We start from the raw sequence: 18,207 nt of genomic DNA on the forward strand, positions 1-18,207 counted from the left end.
GAGGACGGCAACCGAGCGGCGCGGCTGGTGGAGGAGACGAGCGCGGCGGGCAAGCGCAGCTTTCGTTACGATCGGTTCGGCAACACGTCGGAACTGACGTCGGAGTTCCCGCGGCTGCGGGAGCCGCACAGGGGGCCGTACCAGGCGACGATGAAGTACGTGTTCGACGCGCTGGGGCGGATGCAGGAGATCCACTTCCCCGGCTCGGGCGAGGAGGTTGTGCGCTACGGGTACGACCGCGGGGGCGCGGTGGTGTCGGTGGTCGGGGAAACCCAGCGCGTCAATCCGCAGCACCCGAACGAACCGAGGACGACGGAGTACCTGAGGCACATTGGGTACGACGAGCTCGGGCAGCGGGTGCGCGTGATGGCGGGCAACGGGATCGAGACGAAGTACCTCGACGCGGACTGGTTCCAGAGGCCGCCGGTCTTGTACTACCACCCGGACCACCTCGGGAGCACGCAGTACGTCACCGACCAGGACCAGGCGCTGAGCCAGCACGTGGAGTACCTGCCGAGCGGGGAGCTGTGGGCGGACCAGACGGACTCGCGGTACCAGAACCGGCAGCCGTACCTGTTCAACGGGAAGGAGCTCGACCTGTCGACGGGGCTCTATCACTACGGGGCGCGGAGCTATGAGCCGCGGCTGGGAGTGTGGCTGAGCCCGGATCCGGTGCTGGCAGGGTACATGGCCGGCAGGATCAACGGCGGGGTGTACCGGCCGATCAACCTGGGGCTGTACACGTATACGTGGAATAACCCCGTGGTCTTCATCGATCCGGATGGCAGGTATTCAAAGGAAGCTGCGCAGGTTGTGGAAACCGCCGTGAAGGCAGTCGGTCCGGCCGCTGCGGCGGCGGTGGCTGAGCCCACGCCCTTTGGGGAGGTGATCGTCGTTGGCGCGGTCATTCTGGGAGGCGTAGGCCTCGCGGGCTATCTGATCTACGATGCCGTCACGGATGGAGACCCGCCCAAGGCATCGGAAGCTGCGCCTGCGCCAGCGCCTCCCGCGGCAGTACCGGCGCCACCCCCACCGCCAGCAGCGGGAGGGGGCGGGGCGAAGGAGCCTCCCAAGCCGCCTGCCGCAGTTGCGGCGGAGCCGCCGAAGAAGCCGGCAGCAAGAGGCGGAGCACCTGGAACCCGTCCGGGGCAACCGTTCACGAAAGCGGGCAAGGATGAGGTGTGGAGGAAGAATGCCGCAACGAACGATGGTGTGAACAAGTGTGACAACTGTGGCACAGAGCTCGTTCGGCCCCAAAAGCACACGAGGGGGGTTAGACCTCCCGGGGATGAAGGGCACGTTGACCGATCTCGATGCCGTCGAGCAGCGTCTCGAGCGTCGCGTCGTCCACCTCGACGTGCGTGGCGCCCTCGGTCGGGGGGTCGGGCAGCACGAACGCCCCGCGATCAAGGCGTTTTGAAAACAGGCAGAGTCCGCTGCCATCGAAGAAGAGGATCTTGATGCTGGTCCGCCGCTTGCCGATGAACGCGAACAGCGCTCCGCAGCGGGCCTCATACCCCACACGCTCGCGAATCAGCCCCGAGAGCCGCTCGAAGCCGTAGCGCATGTCCACCGGCTCCAGCGCGACGAACACCTGCACGCCGGCCGGGATCATCGCGCACCTCCGCCGAGGGCGCGGACCACGTCGGCCAGCAGCGCGGCGTCGAAGCCTGCTGCCACGCGCACGCGCGCGCGCCTCCGACCTCGACGACGAGCTCCGAAGCGCTGCTCGTCACGGCGGGCGCCTTCGGCACCAGCCGCAGAAAGCGCGGTTGCTCGGTCCGCGACAGCCGGCTCGACCAGCCGTGCAGCGTCGAGGCCGCAAATCCGCGGCTCCGTGCGAACTCCTCCGCCGTTTGACCGCTCTCGCGCCACGCCCGAACGCGCTCGGACCACATCACTTCGGTCGCCTTCGTCCTTGTCATGCACGCCATCATGAACTGGACAGCGCGGCCAGGGGGAGACGGCGCTTCGCGCAGCGCTTACAAGGAATCGATCATGGCTCCCCTCCTACGAGAGCCCGGGATCCCTGACCAAACTTTTGGCGGGCGGCACTAGCCAGCTGCTGAGTCCGACCGCATAGCCGGGACCGACGATCATAGGATCCCACGTGCGCTCCGCGCGATCCGTGCCGCTCGGTCGATCGAGCCCAACACCCGACGTTCAGCCCAGAGCCAATGCTCGACCTGCGACCCCTGGTGAGTCGTGCCCTCCTCGATCCAGCGATAATAGGCCGCCTCTTCGATCATGCGGTGAATTCCCGCCTGCACGAAGGCCAAACAGGACTTCATGAGCAGGTGTCCAATACCGTCGGCCTCGGGTGCGCCGAAACGCACGACGCCGCCATGCGCCAGCGCGTTCCTGGCCTTGACTGTCAGATCGATCACATGCTCAGCGGAGGCTCGGTGGGCGCTGTCGACGCTGCTCAACAACCTGCGCCGAACCTCAGGCTTGTGAAGCCCTCGCGAGTCGAGCATCAGGTACTGGTAGACTCCTCCAGCCGGATCCTTCTGCAAGATGTCGATACCGTGCAGATGCACCGTCATTCGGTACAGCGCCTCAAAGACCAACATGGATGCCATAAAGTACACGAGCGCATCAGGCATGCGTCGCCCCACCCACCCGACGAACCCCACCCGAACGAACTGCCCCACGGACGGCAGCATCACTGTGAGGTAGTCGCTCATCTGCTGCCGAATCTCGAGCCCTTCGGGATCCGTGAAGTCGAACACCAAGCGCCGCCCCAGCTCAACCTCGGATTGCTCCAGCGCGACCTTCGGAACCCATGCGAGATCGGCCTGAGAGAGCGTCGTAGTGCTGGCTATCTCGGAGTCGATTTCGCCGAGACACGACAGACAGATGTTTGCAATGTTCGAGGGCGAGTACTCGTCCTGCCTCGCTAGCGTGGCCATCACACTGCCGGAGACTCCGATGGTGGCGATGGTCTGCTCCATGCGCTTCGATTCGACGTCTAACAAGCCGCCGTGCATGATTCGGTTCCTGACGTTGCCCCCACGCGTACCGTACAGATCTCGAATCGCAGTCTCCAGACCGGGCGAGCAACCGAGCCTCGCCAGCCACTTGAGCACCGGCGACGGATGCCCGTCGGCGCGGATGTGATCGATGCCCTTGTTCGTGGCCCACGCCCGCAGCAACTGCTCTATGCACGAGAGTGCCATGTAAGCCAGCAGTGTGTACTCGTACTGGCGATATGCCGTGCTCCTTCCTGCGCGAAACTGCGCCTCGGTGATCCGCCCATGAAGTTTCTGCATCATTTCCGGTGGGATGGGATCATTGACCTTAAGCACCCTGTGCATGATCCCGGAGTCGTTGATGATCCTCCCATATTCGTCCGAGGTTGTCTGGAGCAGATCGGACAGGTGAGCATGGCGAAGTACGAAGGATCGCGGCGCCGGGCATCTCGGAGGTCGTGCATCGACGATGCCGCCGTCCGAGACCTGCTCCACGATGCGCACGAAGGTCCCCCTGATGGACAGCATCCTTTGAGGAATGTCACGAATAGAGTCACGGACGAGCTTGGCGCTCACGAGCTTGCACGCGTGGAAGTACGCCGCGAGGAGCAGATCGTTCAGCAGCCGCCACTCAGCGGATGATGCGCCGCTATTCGCCCGACCGTGCACTTGGCCGGCGATCGTGTCGCCCACCATGGGCCACATCTCGGGGAACGGGTTCTCCAGTTGTTTTTCGCTGCTGCGATCGGCGAGGAGGGAGGGCAGGATTTGGCTCAAATATCTCCTCAGCACAGGCCCTGTCATCTTTTGATGACCAGCGCCGACAAGTTTCCCGTTGATGTGCTGCCTGTGGCGAAGCAGTTTATCGAGACACTCCTCTTCCAGCGACTGCCGCGCCGCTCGGATGATACGGCCTCGCTCGCCGATATCATCCAACCGATCCCAATCCAACCCCAGAGCGGCGCTGTCGAAGTCGATGCGACGAACGGCTTCCTTCGCCAGCGCCCGTAGTACTACTTCGCGCCATGCCCCTTGCCAGATGCTCTCGGGCGGGCGCAAGACAATGTCTCGAAGCGCATCCATGAAGTTCGGCATGTTCGCTCCTGCTGCTGCGTTGCTCCGAACGTATCCAGCGAGGCCCGCCCATGTCCAGCCCAGGCTCGAGGTATCCGCTCGGCAGCCTCCGCTAGGAAGGTGCATGCAGCCAGGCCCGACCTGTGGCTGGCGTGCTCGGTCGCGGGGAACTGAGTGGTCGACGGTCTATGCCGGCCGGACCATCTCGAAGTGGAGCGGACGACGATCTGGAATCTCTGCCGACGGTACGAGCAGGTCGGGATAGACGCCGTCAAGGACGCGCCTTGCGAGGGTCGGCCCCGGGCGATCTCCCCCTCATGTAGCGCGTAGGCATCGAGCGGCTCGCGTGCTGCGACCTGCTCGGGTTGGGGGCATGGTCGTAGCGGAGGGCGCACGGCGCCGGCCCGCTCTCGACGTCGCTGAAGTACGCGCACGTCAGCCGCTCGAGCGGGTCGTAGCGAGAGCGTTCGAGGCCGTTGCCGACGGTATCCTCGCGGAGGCGGCCTGCGTTGTCCATGCCGGTCAGGCGCTGGTAGGAAGCGAGCGCAGCGCTGGGTAGATCAGTGTCAATGCGTGGGCGAATAACGCAAAGGCGACGCACTCCTGCGGTGTTCATGCGCTGGACGTGGCGGCTGGGGAGAGACGGCGCTTCGTGCAGCGCTTACGAAGCGGGCGCTCCGCGGATCGTGATGCGTTACGAGGACAACCCGCTCGGGGAGCTCGTCCGGGTGACGGAAGTGCGCAACAATGACGGGGACGAGCAAGGTAAGGCCGCGCGGAGCGGCTGGTGGAGGAGACGAGCGCGGCGGGCAAGCGCAACAGGCTGGGCAATGTGCTCCTGTCCGCACCGTTCAGCGGGAGCGTCGATCTCGGGGGTGGCGCGCTGACGACCGCTGGAGCGCTCGACGCCTTCGTCGCGAAGCTCACGCCCTAGCGACGGCGTGCTCCTTCCCCGTGCGGCGGCTCGGCGCGCGATCGGCGGCGCGCGGGAGGCGTTTGACAGCGCGGCCGTGTGAGGAGGGCGCGCGGCGCGCAGCCCCGGTGGGCTCAGGGCGCGAGCTTCACGAGGAAGATGTCCGTCCCGCCGAGGCTCGCGGTGGGGCCGTTGCCGAGGTCGAACGGCTCGCCGAAGGCGCCGAAGGCGCCCGAGAGGACGACGTTGCCGGTGCGGTCGACCGCGAGGTGCGGGACCGCGCTGAGCGTCCGGCTCCAGATGTGATCCCCCGCGGGGCTCAGCTTGCCGACGTACGCGCCGCCCGTCGTGAGCGTTGCGCCCCCGAGGTCGACCGTGCCGTAGAAGCCGCCGGAGACCACCACCTGATTCGCCCCGTCCGTGACCACGTGATCGACCGACCCCGACGCCGGCGACCGCGTGAAATAGCGGTCCCAGAGGGGGCTGCCTCCGGGGGTCAACGCGTGCAGCCTTGCTCTCGAATACGAATCCGAGCCAGAAGACGTCTCGGATTCGCCACCGGCGATGATGTTGTGATCGCGGTCCACAGCAACGGGCCCAACCCAGGCTGGATCAAAGCCGTTCGAATTGATGACCCTTCGACCCCATGCGATGTCGCCGGCCGGATCGAGCTTTGCCACGAAGACAGAATCGGCTTTGCTGTTGCCGATCGGACCGTTGCCGAAATCGAGTCCCTCGAGGACAGCGCCGATGGCCACGAGGCTTCCGTCGCTGTCGGCCACGACCTGAGCGACGGACGCGCTGCCCGGCACGCAGCTCTTCCAGAGCGCGTGGCCAGAAGGATCCAGCTTCGAAAAGAGGACGCCATTGCTGGTCATGTCGCCGCAGAGCGCAGGATCGTCGCCGCTGTCGCCGGTGTAGATGTTGCCGGCGGCGTCGACGGCGAACCTCGCGGACGCGCCGAACGGCTGGCTCCACAGCAGACGACCGTCGCGATCGAGCTTTAAGAGGAAGCCGCCCTCGAGGGAGATCTCGCCCTGCCCGAAGTCGACAGAGCCGGTGCCCGTCCCGGCAATGACCAGGTTGCCGGCGCCGTCGATCCCGACCGCGGTGGCTTCTTCTCCTCCTGTCGCGCTGCCGAACCGCTTGCTCCAGAGGTGCTTGCCGTCGCGATCGAGCTTCGCGACGAACATGTCGGCCAGGCCGACGCTCACGAGCTCGGTGCCGCCGAGGCCGAGCGTCGCGCCAAACCCGCCGACGAGCACGATGTTGTCGTCCGGATCGACGGCGGCCACGGCCCGCTCACCGGCGGAGCTGCCAAACCGCTTGCTCCAGAGCACCGCGCCCTGGCAGAGCGTGAGCCCGTCGCAGCTCTCGTCCTCGGGGGTGTCGCACACCTCGACGGCAGGCGTGCGCTTCGGGCTGCACACCTTGCCGGCGTTCACGCACGCGGTGACCCCGTCCGCACAGGCGCCCAGCAGCCCGGTGCTGCACGGCTCGCCCGAGCCCGGGGTGTCCTCATCCAGCTGGCCGTCACAGTCGTCGTCCTCGTTGTTGCACGTCTCGGCCACAGGGGTGATCTCCCCCTCACACGTGCCCCACGACTGCGTCGCTTCGTCACAGCGCTGGACGCCGGCGTGGCATCGGCCAACCCCCTTGGTGGCGGCAAGGTCCGAGTAGCACGGCCTCGTCGGCGCGGTGCACGTCTCGTCCGGGGCGCTGCCGCCACCCCCGCCGGCGCCGCTGCCACCTCCGCCGGTGCCGCTCCCGCCGGTGCCGCTGCTGCTGCTGCCTCCGCCGGTGCCATCGAGCACGCCGACGTGGAGATCCGGAGCGCATCCGAGCGCGATCACCCCAGCCGCGCACAGCAGCACCGTCTGCGATTGCAGGCTGCCCATCCATGCCGTTCGCCTCATCACGTCGCTCTCCTTGTGTGGCCGGCGTTCAGAAGGTGCCCTGTACCGCCCCGCCCAGCGTGCCCCCGATCCACGGCACGACGGCGATGCTCTCGCGGGCGCGGGGCGCGGCGTTCGCCTTCTCTGCGAGCGGGAACGCGAACCCGACCACCGCGATGGAGGCAGCGACGGCGCCCACGGCGCCAAATCCGATCATCAGCCCGGCGTCTCGATTCCACCGCGCCTCGAGATCGGCGACGCGCTCCTCGTCGTATCGCCGCGGATCGCAGGCGCCTTCGGGGCACTCGCTCGATGCGATACCGCGCACCGTCGCGTAGTCGACGGCGAACCCGATCGCCGCGCCGAGCGACGCGACGCCGACGGCTCCGGAGATCCAGGCCCAGGCAGGGGCCGGGCGCCCGGCACCGTCCTTCGCCGGTCGCGTCGCTTCGCCGGCGCCTGGGGGCAGGCGGACGTCCGCGCCCTGGCCTGCTCCCCCCGGCGCTGGTCCGCCGGGCAGCGCCGCGGGTTTCATCTGGATCTCGACCGCGAGCTCCTCTCTCTCCTTCAGCTCGGCGGTGCGCCGCTCGGGCGCGTGCCCGGGCGCCTCGACGTCGATGCTGTGCTGCCCCGGGTTGGCCTTGCGAGCGAACCCCAGCGCCTGCGGCGGAATCACGACCCCGTCGACCGTCACCTTCGGCGACGCGCCCGCCGGGAGGCCGGTCACGCGAATGAAGAGCGACGGGATGCGGCCGGCCAGCTCTTCCGCGAGCTTCTCCGCCTCCTCTCGTGCGTACGCGAACGCCTCGGGCTCGTTCGGCGCGGCCGTTGACGCGGCCACGCCGAGCGCCGTCGCGCGCGCGCCCACGAGATCGCCCAGCGCCGCCTGCGCCCGCGCGAGATCGAGGCCGGTCGTAGGAACGCCCATGATCGCGTGCGCCGCCTGGAACGATTGGAGGGCGCCCTTCGCGTCGCCGGCGCTCAGCTTCTCCCTGCCGTCGATCAGGAGCGTTCGCGCCGTTTCCCGGTCGGCGGCGGTGGGCTCCGCGGCGAGCGCCGCGCCCTGGACCTGCACGCCCGCCAGCGCGAACAGCAGCACGCCCGCGCCCCTCAGTTGCCTACGCATCGTGCATCTCCTCACAATCCCATCCTATCCTTCGGCCTCTTGACCTGCGCCGGCGCCATGAGCTTCACCGCGACCTGCGTGCCGAGCGCGAGGTGGTCGGCGACCCGTACGCTGCCCATCGCGCCCTGCCCGAGGGGCGGTACCAGCCTGAGAATAGCGTGAGCTGTTGTCCCGCGATCATGGCAAGCTCGGAGCCTCCCGGCGCTCTTTCGGGCGATGCGGCACGGCGCACGCCGAGGGGCGTGCGAGGTCGTCGAAGCTAACACGAGCTCGGAGAAATTCTCCGAGGCAAGGCCCCCTGGTCCGGTCCGCACAGCCGCACGGTCGACCGTGTGCCGCGTCCGGCGATACCGCCGCGCCTTCCGAGGAGCGTCGCCGGGTGATGCGCCGACAGTCCTTTTGTTCGATAAGGACGAAATCGGGCGCACGCGGTGAAACCGAGCCGCTGGCCCGTCGAGCGCGCGCCGCGGAGGAGAGCACGCCCGTGGTGAAGGGGCCGCGGGATTTCGGGCGCTGGCCCGCCGCAGTGAAACCGACCGGTCGGGACTGCGTAGGTAGCCACGAGTCCGCGAGGCTGGCTCGCGGAAATCGACCCCAGCGAGGCACATCGTGATCGTGAAGCTCGTTCGCAAGGCTCTTTCGTACAGCGTGGCCCTGAGCCTCCCTGCCCTCCTCGCCGCCTGCGCCCTGGCGCCGGCCGTCGAGGGCGAGGACGTCGCCGAGGGCCAGGACGTCGCCGAGACGCGGCAGGCGCTCCCGCTCAACGAGGTGCGCAACATCTACTACGCCGACGAGACCTTCACGACGAGGGTGGGGCAATCGTTCCGGAGCTGCGTCCCCGGCCCCATCGTCTACAGCGGGAAGACCACGGAGTACTACATGCAGTACGAGCAGCGGTGCCCCAGCGGAAGTGGACCCCTCATCGTGTACGAGTGCATCGACGGCTTCTGCACGGAGTTCTGAGCTCCCGAGTGCGTCGACTGCGATTGACGGCGGCCTCGTCTGGCGGCTTCACCGCGGGGCGCACGCGCGCGGCGCCGCCCGCTGGCGCGGCAGGCCAATGTTTTCGTCGCGTTCGGCCAATGCGGGGGCGCGCTCGCGTCTTTATATCCGACCTCGTGAACGACGGATCTCCCGTTCGAAGGAGGCAGGACATGAGACGTGAGGTGCATCGAGGAGCGTTCGTGCGTGGGGTGATCGCGGCGTCGGCGGCTGCGTGGCTCGGGCTCTCGCTCGGCTGCGGCGTCGAACCCTCGGCGGACGCAGGCGACGCGAGCGCTGAAGCCGGGAGGATCGTCCGCAAGAGCGCCTCGGCGATGACGAGCGCAGAGATCGACAGGTTCAAGCGAGCCTACGAGTACGCCGTGGCGGAGGGCTTCTTCGACGTCTTCAACGACGAGCACTACGACCACCACCGCAATCGCCACCACGGCGCCGACCTCCAGGCGACCTCGCCCATCACCGTCAAGGTCATGGACGAGGCGTCGGGGTACCGGCTCCTGCCGTGGCACCGAGCCTTCCTCCTCGAGGCCGAGCAGATGCTCCGCGCCGCCCTCCGCCAGCGGGACGAGGAGGAGGGGGTCGACCCGAGCGAGGCCGACCTCCTGTTCCTTCCGTACTGGGACGCGGCCCACGATCAAGATCTGCCGCACTGGGTCCACGGGTTCGAGCCCAAGGGCGGGACGGCCATCGTGCCGCCCGGCCTGCCCGAGGGGCACGCCGGGTACGGCAAGGCGGTGGGCGAGCGCTACGGCATCGTGTTCGGGCGCTGGCCGGGGCAGAACCAGGTCTTCGATACGCTGCAGGCGCCCGAAGATGTCGGGCGCATCCTTGCCAAGGCCACGTTCGCCGATTTCTACGATGCGCTCGACGTCACCCCCGAGCTCCGCCTCGAGAACTACCCAAGGGCGCTGTCGGGGCTGGATGTGCTGGAGATGAAGCTGCCGGACAGCGCGGCCGTGCAGACGCTCGTCGACACCTTCTCCCAGCCCCCGAGCGGCTCGCAGGGAGGCGCGGAGACGACAAATGCCCTCTTCGAGATCGGCTGGATCGGGGCCGTCGAGGCGCGGAAGGCGGCGCCGGACATGGAGCTCTTCGACGCCGTCAAGGACGTCTATTCCCTCTTCAATTTCATGCCCCACGTCCGGATGCACCTGTGGGCGGGCGGGCTCGATCCGGCGAACGCCGACGTGCGCGGCACCGTGACCTATTTCAACGAGCTGACGGTCGATCCCGTGTTCTGGATGCTCCACAGCGAGCTCGATCGGTACTGGTACACATGGGAAAAGACGCACGCGGACAAGCCGCCGCTCGAGGGCGACGACCGGAGCTTCAACCCGCTCACCGCGAGCGAGGGCGCCTGGTACGGCGGCGGCGAGACGTACACGCTCGACGATCTCACCGCGCACGACGCGCTGCCTTACGCCTATGACGCGCTGTTCGGCGAGTGACGCGGCGCCGCGCGCGCGGGCCTTCGCGGAGGGCTCCCCGCGCCGCGGCGGTAGGCCGCCGGCGTCACGCCGGTCCAGCGCTTGAAGGCGCGGTGGAACGTGCTCACCTCGGAGAACCCGAGCAGGAACGCGACCTCCGAGATCGCGTCGCGCGACTCGCTCAGGTAGCGCACGGCGAGATCGGCGCGCAGCCGATCGAGCACCGACGAGAGCGAGGCGCCCTCCTCCTTGAGCCGCCGCTGGACGCTGCGCGGGCTCATGCGCAGGCGCGCCGCGATCGCCGGCAGCGTCGGCTCGCCGTGGGCGAGCTCGGCCGCGATCGCCGAGCGCGCGCGGTCGAGGAAGCTCGCCTCCGCCGGCACCGCGGCGGCGAGCGAGGCGAGGTGTTGATCGAGCACCTCGCAGAGCAGGGGCTCGGCGTGCGCCTGAGGCCTCGAGAGGAAGGCGCGCTCGATCTCGAGCTCGTCGTGCGCGGCTCCGAAGCGCAGGCCGGCGCCGAAGAGGCGGCGGTGCTCGTCGACCCGCGCGGGCGCGGCGTGGCGAAAGCGCGCGGCGCGCGGGGTGAACGCCGGGTCCGCGCCTCTCCTGGCGAGGACGACGAGGTTGCCCAGGAAGAACTCGACGGCGTGGCGCGAGGGCGCGGGGCCGCTCGGGGGCGGCTCGTGGCGGAGATGGGCGGTGTCGCCGTCGATCCGGATCTCGAGCGAGGGGCCGCGGGCCACGACGCGGAGGTAGCGCGCCGCTCGCGTAAGCGCTTCCCCGACGGTGGCGCTGCTCCGCACCGCGAACCCGAGCGCCCCGAGGCTGCCCACCTGCAGCCGCTCCGCGAGGTGCAGGCCGAAGCTGTCATCGCCGAGGAGTCGGGCGGCTTCGCACCAGAGCCGGGCCTCGACCGGGCGCGGGAACCGCATGTCCGGATCGGCGAGGTCCGCCGGATCGACCCCGGCGGCAGCGAGCAGCTCCGCAGGCGCTACGCCTCCGGCCGCCGCGCCGGCGACGATGGCCTGGAAGACCTTCACGGAGATGTCGCTCATGGCACCCCGCGGATTCAAGCGCACCCGGCAGAGGCAGCGCAAGGAGGCCGGCGCGCTCCGGGCGGGGCGACGATCTGGACGAAGGTCGCGACGGCCGCCAGGACTCTGCTGCTACGTTTCCCACGTTCGGCAAATACCCGCCGGCAAATTCTTGCCGGGCACCGCGCGACGGCAATCGCTTGCGGGCAAGATCTTGCCGAAGAGGCCATGGGCGGGCGCGGCGCTCCCCCTGAAACGGACGGGCGCCGCTCGCATTCTTCCCGCTGACATAGGGGGCCCAGCGCTTCCGAGGATGACGCGCCCTGCTGGCATGCACGCTGCAATCAAGCAGACAGAATCAGTCCACGCACAGGACATGATCCCTGGACGAGGCTGCGCCTGCGCGCATCCCGGACGATTGAGGAGAAGCCAATGTCGAATTTGAAGGTGAACGGGTCGAACTGGATGTCGGGCGTCGAGGACAGCACCCCGCTGCACGCGCTGAGCATCGTCGGCAGCCACGAGTCCGCCGCCCTGTACGGCGGCGGCATGAGCCAGTGTCAGGCCCTCAGCATCACCGAGCAGCTGGCGCGTGGCGTCCGGTTCCTCGACATTCGTTGCGTGAACGCCGACGGCCTGCCCGACGATGATTTCCTCATCTTCCACGGCGTCACCCCGGAGTTCACCACCTTCCGGGCCGTGCAGCGCGAGTGCGTGAAGTTCCTGTCCGACAACCCCGGCGAGATCATCCTGATGAACGTGCAGCAGGAGAACGACCCGCTGCTGATCAACCGCCCGTCCTCGGAGTTCGAGGGCAAGTTCCTGCGCTTCATCGACCGCGCCCGCTGGTCGTTCCCCGACTGGATCCCGCAGCTGCACGAGTTTCGCGGCCAGATCCTCCTGGTTCGCCCCTGCGATCCTGCCAGCAACGCCGGCTGGACCGGCGGGAACCTCCCCGGAGGCGCCGGCTTCGAATGGAACGGATTCCACATCGACGGGCCGTCGTACAACAAGCTGTTCGAGACCCAGAACGGCTGGGAGCGCTGGACAAAGAAGAGCTGGGACCAGAACAACCAGGACAAGGCGACGGCCGTGGTGCGGTGCCTTGAAGACGCCGCCGGGGGCAAGGTCGGCGCCGACAAGTTCTACCTGAACTTCGCCAGCTATGCCGCCGGCGCGTATGTGGGGACCGCCGCCTCCGTGGTCAACATGGACGTCCTGAACTACCTCAAGACCCACCTGACGAACAGCGCTCTTCGGCTCGGCATCGTGGCCATCGATTTCGTCGGGAACACGGGTGATGGCGAGTGCCTGGAGTCCCTGATCCTCCGCCACAATCGGTTCAAGCCCGGCTATACCTTCGCCTGCTCGTGAGCAGGCGCTGAGCCCGCACGTGGAGCACCTGCCGAGCAGCGCCTGAGCGCCCTTTGCTGGCGGCGTGGATCAGGGGACGTCTGTCGGATCCCAGCTCGCGCGGAAGCCGATATCGAGCCCGTCGAGCGTGCGCATCGTGTCGGCGTCGAGCGCGAAGTCGAAGATCGCGCCGTTCTCGGCGATACGCGCGGGCGTCACCGACTTCGGCAGGACGATCAAGCCGTGCTGCACGGCCCAGCGCAACATCACCTGCGCTGGTGTGCGCCCGACCTTTGCCGCCGCGGAGACGATGTCTTTGTGCCCGAGCTTCACGCCCTGCGTGAGCGGGCTGTACGCTTGCACGAGGATCCCGTGCTTTGCGCAGAACGCACGCAGCTCGGTTTGCCCGAGGAACGGGCTGAGCTCGACCTGGTTGATCGCCGGCACCACCGCGCTCTCGCCGAGGAGCTCCTCGAGGTGCCGCACGGTGTAGTTGCTCACGCCGATCGATTTCGCGAGGCCTCGCTTCTGCGCGTCGACGAGCGCGCGCCAGGTGTCGCTGCGCTTGCCGGTGACGGGAAAGTGGATCAACACGAGATCGTAGGCATCGAACGCGGCTTCCTTCAGCGAGCGCTCGAGCGAGCGCTGCGTCGCGTCGCGCCCCTGGTTGAAATTCGCGATCTTCGTCGTGACGAACACCGCGTCGCGCCCGAGGCCGCTCTTGCGCAACGCGCTGCCGACGTCCGCCTCGTTGCCATAGAACTGGGCGGTATCGATGTGGCGATAGCCGAGGCGCAGCGCCTCGAGGACGGCGCCTTCGGTCTCTGCGCCAGGCGCTGATTGATACACCCCGAGCCCGAGCTGCGGAATGTAGCGACCGTCGATCATCTGCAGGCGTGGTGATTCGATCATTGGCGGACCCCCTGGCTTCGTTCCTCGCTCCGCTTGGGCGAGCGCAAAGAGTGAGCTGACGAGGCCGAGAAGTTAGTCGCGGTGAAGGTCGACGGCAAGCGCAAGAGGACGCCGTGAAGACTGCCGAAAGGACTCACGCGGCGCCTGGCGCAAATCCCGAGCTCCTCGTCTCGACAGCCCAGCACGGCAGTGCTACAAATCACGTATATCCAGCGCTGAGGGGGAGGATATGTCATTACATCGCGACCTGTCAGCGATGCACGCAGGAAAGGATCTTAGCATGCGCACCGATCGAATCCGGGGTCTGCGGGCAGCTCAGCTTGCGTTCGCGTCCGCGTCTGCGGGAGCAGCCTTCTCCTTCGCGGCGTGCTCGGCCGACACGATCCCCACGGCCGAAGACACGAGCGAGATGGACCAGAATCTTGCAGCCTGTTCGTATTCGGTCACGGCGAGCTCGTACAAAGGAGCACCGGAGTACTGGGGGACGATCAAGGTCAAGAACACGGGCGCGAGCGCGCTGAAGAAGCCGACCGTTGCATTCGACGTGCCGGCCGGCGTCACGTGCGATCATCACGAGCCGGGTTGGGCCCACACGCAAGCCGGCTCGAGGTGTACCTATTCGAGGACATCGAACGTGTCCGTCGCGCGCGGCGCGTCATTCACACTCAATTTTTCCACTACTTCGACGTCCTCGTTCAACCCGTCCCGCATCGAGCTCCGCGACACCAGCTGCTCCAGCAGCGGCACGACGGGCAGCGGCGGCAGCGCCACCTCGAGCGGCGGTAGCACGACGGGCGGCGGCGGCAGCACCACCTCGAGCGGCGGCAGCACGACGGGCACGGGTGGCGGCAGCACGACGGGCACGGGTGGCGGCAGCACGACGGGCGGCGGCAGCACGACGGGCGGTGGAGGCAGTGGCGGTGGCTCGGCCGTGGTGTGGCAGACGGCCAGCCTGACGGAGTTCGAGTCTTACCCCGACCCCGGCAGCGAGGAGTGCATCGAGTACAACGGGTGCACGTGGGCCGGTCAGTTCGCGGCCCTCGACGGAAAGCAGCCGGAGAGCTGGGTCAGAGAGAACAACATCGCCGCGGTGCACTCCAAGGATTTCGAGAGGTACAAGCTCAAGACCCTGCGCCTTCGGAAGGATGGCAAGGAGATCGACGTCAAGGTGTATGACATGTGCTCCGACTCCGATTGCAGCGGGTGTTGCACGCAGAACGCCCGGCCGTCGGGGTACCTGATCGATATCGAGAAGTACACCGCTCAGCGGTTCGGGGTCTCAGCGTCTGGACAGGTCGAGTGGAGGTGCCTCGACTGCAATTGACGGCGGTCTGGTCTGGCCGAAGGCGGGGGCCCGGGCGCTCCCTTCCTCACCCGCCGAGCGCGCTGTCGATCGCCTGCGTGAGCTTCGGATCGTCCGGCGCCACGGCCGATTCGAACCGCGCGATCACAGACCCGTCCTTGCCGATCAGGAACTTTGTGAAGTTCCACTTCACCTCACCGGCAGGCGCGGCCTGCGTGAGGAAGGCATAGAGGGGGTGCTTGCCGCCACCCTTGACCGGGATCTTCGAGAACATGGGGAAGCTGACGCCGAACTTCGTGGAGCAGAAGGCGGCGATCTCGGCGTCGGTTCCCGGCTCCTGCGCGCCGAAATCGTTGGATGGGAAGCCGAGGACGGCGAAGCCACGATCCTTGAGCCGATCGTGGAGCGCCTCGAGCCCCGCGTACTGGGGTGTATAGCCGCATTCCGATGCGGTGTTCACCACGAGCAGCACCTTGCCCCGGTATTCGCCGAGGGAGCGGTCCTGTCCGTCGATGGTCTTCACGGTGAAGTCGTAGAGCGACATGGCCTTTCCTTCCTGAGCAGCGCCGGGCGTGCGCTCCGGCGAGGGGCGCTCGACGTCCTTTCCACAGCCCGACACGCAGGCGAGGGCGAGCGACGTGGTCAGGGCGAGTCGGCATCGGAGCATGCGCGGCGAGCGTTCCATGACGGCATGGATAGACGCGCGCCCGGGCCGCGTCGAGCGGTGCGCGTACACAACGGGACCGTCATCCTGCAGACTCCCAGGCCGAGAGCTAAGGCTACGAGGCGGACACGCCGACGCGCTCGACGCGCACCCGCACATCGGCGGCCGCGGGCGCCGCATCTCCAGCCGCCGTGGCGGCGCCGCGCGCCCCCGAGCCGCCCTCGATCTCTGCAACAAGGAGCGGCCCCGTCGCCTTCACGATGCGTCGCGCCTGGTCCAGCACGCGCGCCCGCTCTTGCTCCGTCGCGCCGGCGAGGACGCCGCTCAGGATGACCCCGCAGGCGCGGTTCGCGGGCAGCGTGGCGAGCCCGGCCACGGTCGTCGCGCGGGCCGCGAGGCCGCACACGTGCGCGACGTCCTGCGCGAGGAGCTCGGCGGCCTCGCCGACCACGACGACGCCGCCGTAGAGCCCGCGCAAGGTGGGCGCGGCGACCGCCCTCACGCCGCGGACGAGCCGCGCGCGCGCCTCGATGGCGTCCGGAGAGCAGTCCGGGAGCGGCTCCCCCGTCGACGCGCCCGGGGCCGCAGCCGTGATCGCCGACGGCAGCGCCGCCCGGATCGCGGCGAGCCGCGTTCGCCACCACCGCGCGCCATGGCCGATCTCCCGAGCGCGGCGGTCGCGCTCGTCCCGCCCTCGCTGGATGTGGACGTGAAACGCCTCCGGAGCGGCCTTCTGCGGCTGGCGCAGGGCGCGCACGCTCGTGAGCAGGCGCAGGTCGATGAGGTCGGCGCGCCGCGCGCCCTCCAGCAGATCGACGAAGGCGCCCTTCTCGGCGCCCCCGCCGATGAACCACTCGTCGAAGCCGCCGAGGGCATCGACGAGGCCTCGCCAGACGATGGGCATGCCGTCGCGCAGATCGGAGAGCGACTCGGAGCTCGGGGCGCCGGGGCGGAGCCGGTCTCCCTGGACCCCGGGCACGCCTCCGTCGAGCGGCGTGGCCGCGAGGAGCGGGGCGAGCCCCTCGGCCGCACCGGAGGCCGCCCACGCGGCCGAGCGCTCTATCCACGCGGCAGGCGGCACCGCGACGCGGGTGAGCACCGGCGTGAGCACGGCCGGCACGCCGCGCGCGAGCGCCGCGTCGTGCTCCGAGAGCGCGTGCTCGACCGCCTCGGGCGAGAGCAGGACATCGGCGTCCAGGAACCAGATCAAGGGCGCCCGGGCCGCGCGAAATCCCGCGTTCCTGGCGTGGCTGCAGTGCGGGAATTGCCCGCGCGGGCGCGGGCTGTCGACGATCTCGACCCGGAAGGCGTGCGAGCCCGGCTCCAGCGCGGCGCGGATCGCGCCGCCCGGGTCGTCGCCGTCGCACACCACCACGACCTCGAAGGACGACGGGGCGGCCGTCTGCGCGCGCAGCGCGAGCACGGCGCGCCGCACGAGCGGCGCGGTCGACGCATGGCACGGGATCACGAGGGCGATGCGCGGCGGCGCGGCGGTCCTTGCGCGAGCCTCCGCCGCGGAGCCGTCCGCGCCGGCCGCGGAGCCGCCTGCGCCGGCCGCGGAGCCGCCCGCGCCGGCCGCGGAGTCGCCTGCGCCGGCCGAGGAGCCGCCCCTCAGCGCCGGCCGCTCGCCAAGCACCTCCCACAAGCTGGCGAGGCACCGCTCGCGCTCGCTCAGGTAGGCGTCCCGCGCCGCCTCCTGGATGCGCCGGAGATCCGCCTCCGTGAACGCCATGCACCGCTCGACCGCATCGCGGATGTCCTCGGGAGCCACCGCGTGCGTGCGCACCAGGCCCTGCACGCCGTGCGGGGCGGCCGGCATGCGCAGCGCGCAGCCGTCGATCTCGCTCATCGCCTCGGTATCGGGCACGAGGACCGCGGCGCCGGCCGACAGGCCCTCGTGGATCACATGGCCCCAGCCCTCATAACGAGACGGACAGAGGTGGAATCGAGACGCGTTCTGGTAAAATCGGAGCCGCCGCTCGTCGACGCGCCCCGCGAACTCGACGTTCCGCGGCCGCAACGGCCAGCCGAGCGACGACACGACCGTCAGCGGATAAGGGATCCGGTGGCGCTCCCAGGCCAGGAGCACGGAGTCGGTTCCCTTGGCGTCGGAGCCGCCAGGGACGTGCAGGAAGCGCCGGGCCCGAGGCACGGCCGGGTCCCAGCGATCCTCCGAGAAGAAGCCGAGTTGGCGGGCGCGCGGCGTGAGCGGGGCGAAGTGCGACAGCGCGTCCCGGGTCTTGCACAGGACGAGCTCGAAATCGTCGAGCGCGGACCGGGCCTCCGGCCGCCACCACTCGGCGTTGGGGATCAACCAGCGGCGCGGCGCGCCCTCGGCGAGGCGCGGCTCGTAGACCTCGAGGAAGATGACCAGATCGGCGCCTCCAGCGCTCTCGGGCGACTGGAAGTGAACGCCGGTGACCCGGTGCCCCCAGCTCTCCAGGAGGCTGCTGAGAAGACGGTAGTCGCGCTCGAGCCCCTTGCCGTTGTCGATGTTGGTGACGATGTGGATCCGCATCTCAGCTCGATACC

At 68.8% G+C, this 18,207-nt stretch carries 15 protein-coding genes and 1 pseudogene; 6 read left to right on the forward strand and 10 right to left on the reverse strand.

The window, feature by feature from the left end; translation table 11 throughout:
- Nucleotides 1-366: 366 nt before the first annotated feature.
- Complete coding sequence (locus WME90_RS43925; protein ID WP_437283736.1) at nt 367-1,461, forward strand: RHS repeat-associated core domain-containing protein; 1,095 nt, start codon at nt 367-369, stop codon at nt 1,459-1,461.
- Here the strand turns inward: WME90_RS43925 and tnpB are convergent.
- The 4 genes and pseudogenes from tnpB to WME90_RS43945 all read right to left on the reverse strand — a co-directional run.
- Nucleotides 1,361-1,615 (reverse strand): annotated as a pseudogene (gene tnpB, locus WME90_RS43930) (IS66 family insertion sequence element accessory protein TnpB); the annotation flags it as partial. The gene WME90_RS43925 and the pseudogene tnpB overlap by 101 nt on opposite strands.
- The gene (gene tnpA, locus WME90_RS43935; RefSeq protein WP_437278068.1) at nt 1,512-1,937 is read right to left on the reverse strand and encodes an IS66 family insertion sequence element accessory protein TnpA; all 426 of its coding nucleotides are present in this window, start codon (nt 1,935-1,937) and stop codon (nt 1,512-1,514) included. The pseudogene tnpB and the gene tnpA, both read right to left, overlap by 104 nt.
- A 159-nt stretch (nt 1,938-2,096) precedes the next feature.
- On the reverse strand, nt 2,097-4,067 hold the full coding sequence (locus WME90_RS43940; RefSeq protein ID WP_437278069.1) for a DUF2934 domain-containing protein: 1,971 nt from the start codon (nt 4,065-4,067) through the stop codon (nt 2,097-2,099).
- 250 nt (nt 4,068-4,317) lie between these two features.
- Nucleotides 4,318-4,563: a hypothetical protein gene (locus tag WME90_RS43945; protein ID WP_437278070.1), complete on the reverse strand. Its 246-nt coding sequence runs from the start codon at nt 4,561-4,563 to the stop codon at nt 4,318-4,320.
- Nucleotides 4,564-4,833: 270 nt separating this feature from the next.
- Between WME90_RS43945 and WME90_RS43950 the strand changes: the two genes are divergently transcribed.
- Nucleotides 4,834-4,980: a hypothetical protein gene (locus WME90_RS43950; protein WP_437278071.1), complete on the forward strand. Its 147-nt coding sequence runs from the start codon at nt 4,834-4,836 to the stop codon at nt 4,978-4,980.
- A gap of 113 nt (nt 4,981-5,093) precedes the next feature.
- Here WME90_RS43950 and WME90_RS43955 read toward each other — a convergent pair whose 3' ends face one another.
- Both WME90_RS43955 and WME90_RS43960 read right to left on the reverse strand, forming a co-directional pair.
- A complete protein-coding gene (locus tag WME90_RS43955; protein WP_437278072.1) occupies nt 5,094-6,875 on the reverse strand; it encodes a hypothetical protein in 1,782 nt (593 codons plus the stop codon).
- A gap of 28 nt (nt 6,876-6,903) precedes the next feature.
- The gene (locus WME90_RS43960) at nt 6,904-7,980 is read right to left on the reverse strand and encodes a hypothetical protein (protein WP_437278073.1); all 1,077 of its coding nucleotides are present in this window, start codon (nt 7,978-7,980) and stop codon (nt 6,904-6,906) included.
- Between the two features lie 609 nt (nt 7,981-8,589).
- Between WME90_RS43960 and WME90_RS43965 the strand changes: the two genes are divergently transcribed.
- Nucleotides 8,590-8,943, forward strand: coding sequence for a hypothetical protein (locus tag WME90_RS43965; protein WP_437278074.1), 354 nt, complete (start codon nt 8,590-8,592; stop codon nt 8,941-8,943).
- 191 nt (nt 8,944-9,134) lie between these two features.
- Entirely contained in the window at nt 9,135-10,430 is a 1,296-nt protein-coding gene (locus tag WME90_RS43970; protein ID WP_437278075.1) for a tyrosinase family protein, read from the forward strand.
- Here WME90_RS43970 and WME90_RS43975 read toward each other — a convergent pair.
- Nucleotides 10,406-11,464 carry an AraC family transcriptional regulator gene (locus WME90_RS43975; protein WP_437278076.1) on the reverse strand — a complete coding sequence of 353 codons (1,059 nt, stop codon included), beginning with the start codon at nt 11,462-11,464 and terminating at the stop codon, nt 10,406-10,408. The genes WME90_RS43970 and WME90_RS43975 overlap by 25 nt on opposite strands.
- A gap of 411 nt (nt 11,465-11,875) precedes the next feature.
- On the opposite strand from WME90_RS43975, the gene WME90_RS43980 reads away from it, so the two are divergent.
- A complete protein-coding gene (locus WME90_RS43980; RefSeq protein ID WP_437278077.1) occupies nt 11,876-12,817 on the forward strand; it encodes a phosphatidylinositol-specific phospholipase C domain-containing protein in 942 nt (313 codons plus the stop codon).
- Between the two features lie 69 nt (nt 12,818-12,886).
- Here the strand turns inward: WME90_RS43980 and WME90_RS43985 are convergent, their stop codons facing one another.
- Nucleotides 12,887-13,708, reverse strand: coding sequence for an aldo/keto reductase (locus tag WME90_RS43985; protein WP_437278078.1), 822 nt, complete (start codon nt 13,706-13,708; stop codon nt 12,887-12,889).
- A gap of 280 nt (nt 13,709-13,988) precedes the next feature.
- Here WME90_RS43985 and WME90_RS43990 point away from each other — a divergent pair, with 280 nt between their 5' ends.
- Entirely contained in the window at nt 13,989-15,032 is a 1,044-nt protein-coding gene (locus WME90_RS43990) for a cellulose binding domain-containing protein (protein WP_437278079.1), read from the forward strand.
- Nucleotides 15,033-15,078: 46 nt separating this feature from the next.
- On the opposite strand, the gene WME90_RS43995 is transcribed toward WME90_RS43990, so the two are convergent.
- Nucleotides 15,079-15,678, reverse strand: coding sequence for a glutathione peroxidase (locus WME90_RS43995; protein ID WP_437278080.1), 600 nt, complete (start codon nt 15,676-15,678; stop codon nt 15,079-15,081).
- A gap of 112 nt (nt 15,679-15,790) precedes the next feature.
- On the reverse strand, nt 15,791-18,193 hold the full coding sequence (locus WME90_RS44000; protein WP_437278081.1) for a glycosyltransferase: 2,403 nt from the start codon (nt 18,191-18,193) through the stop codon (nt 15,791-15,793).
- Nucleotides 18,194-18,207: the final 14 nt, after the last annotated feature.

The organism is Sorangium sp. So ce375 (assembly GCF_051473855.1).
Classification (GTDB): Bacteria; Myxococcota_A; Polyangia; order Polyangiales; family Polyangiaceae; genus Sorangium.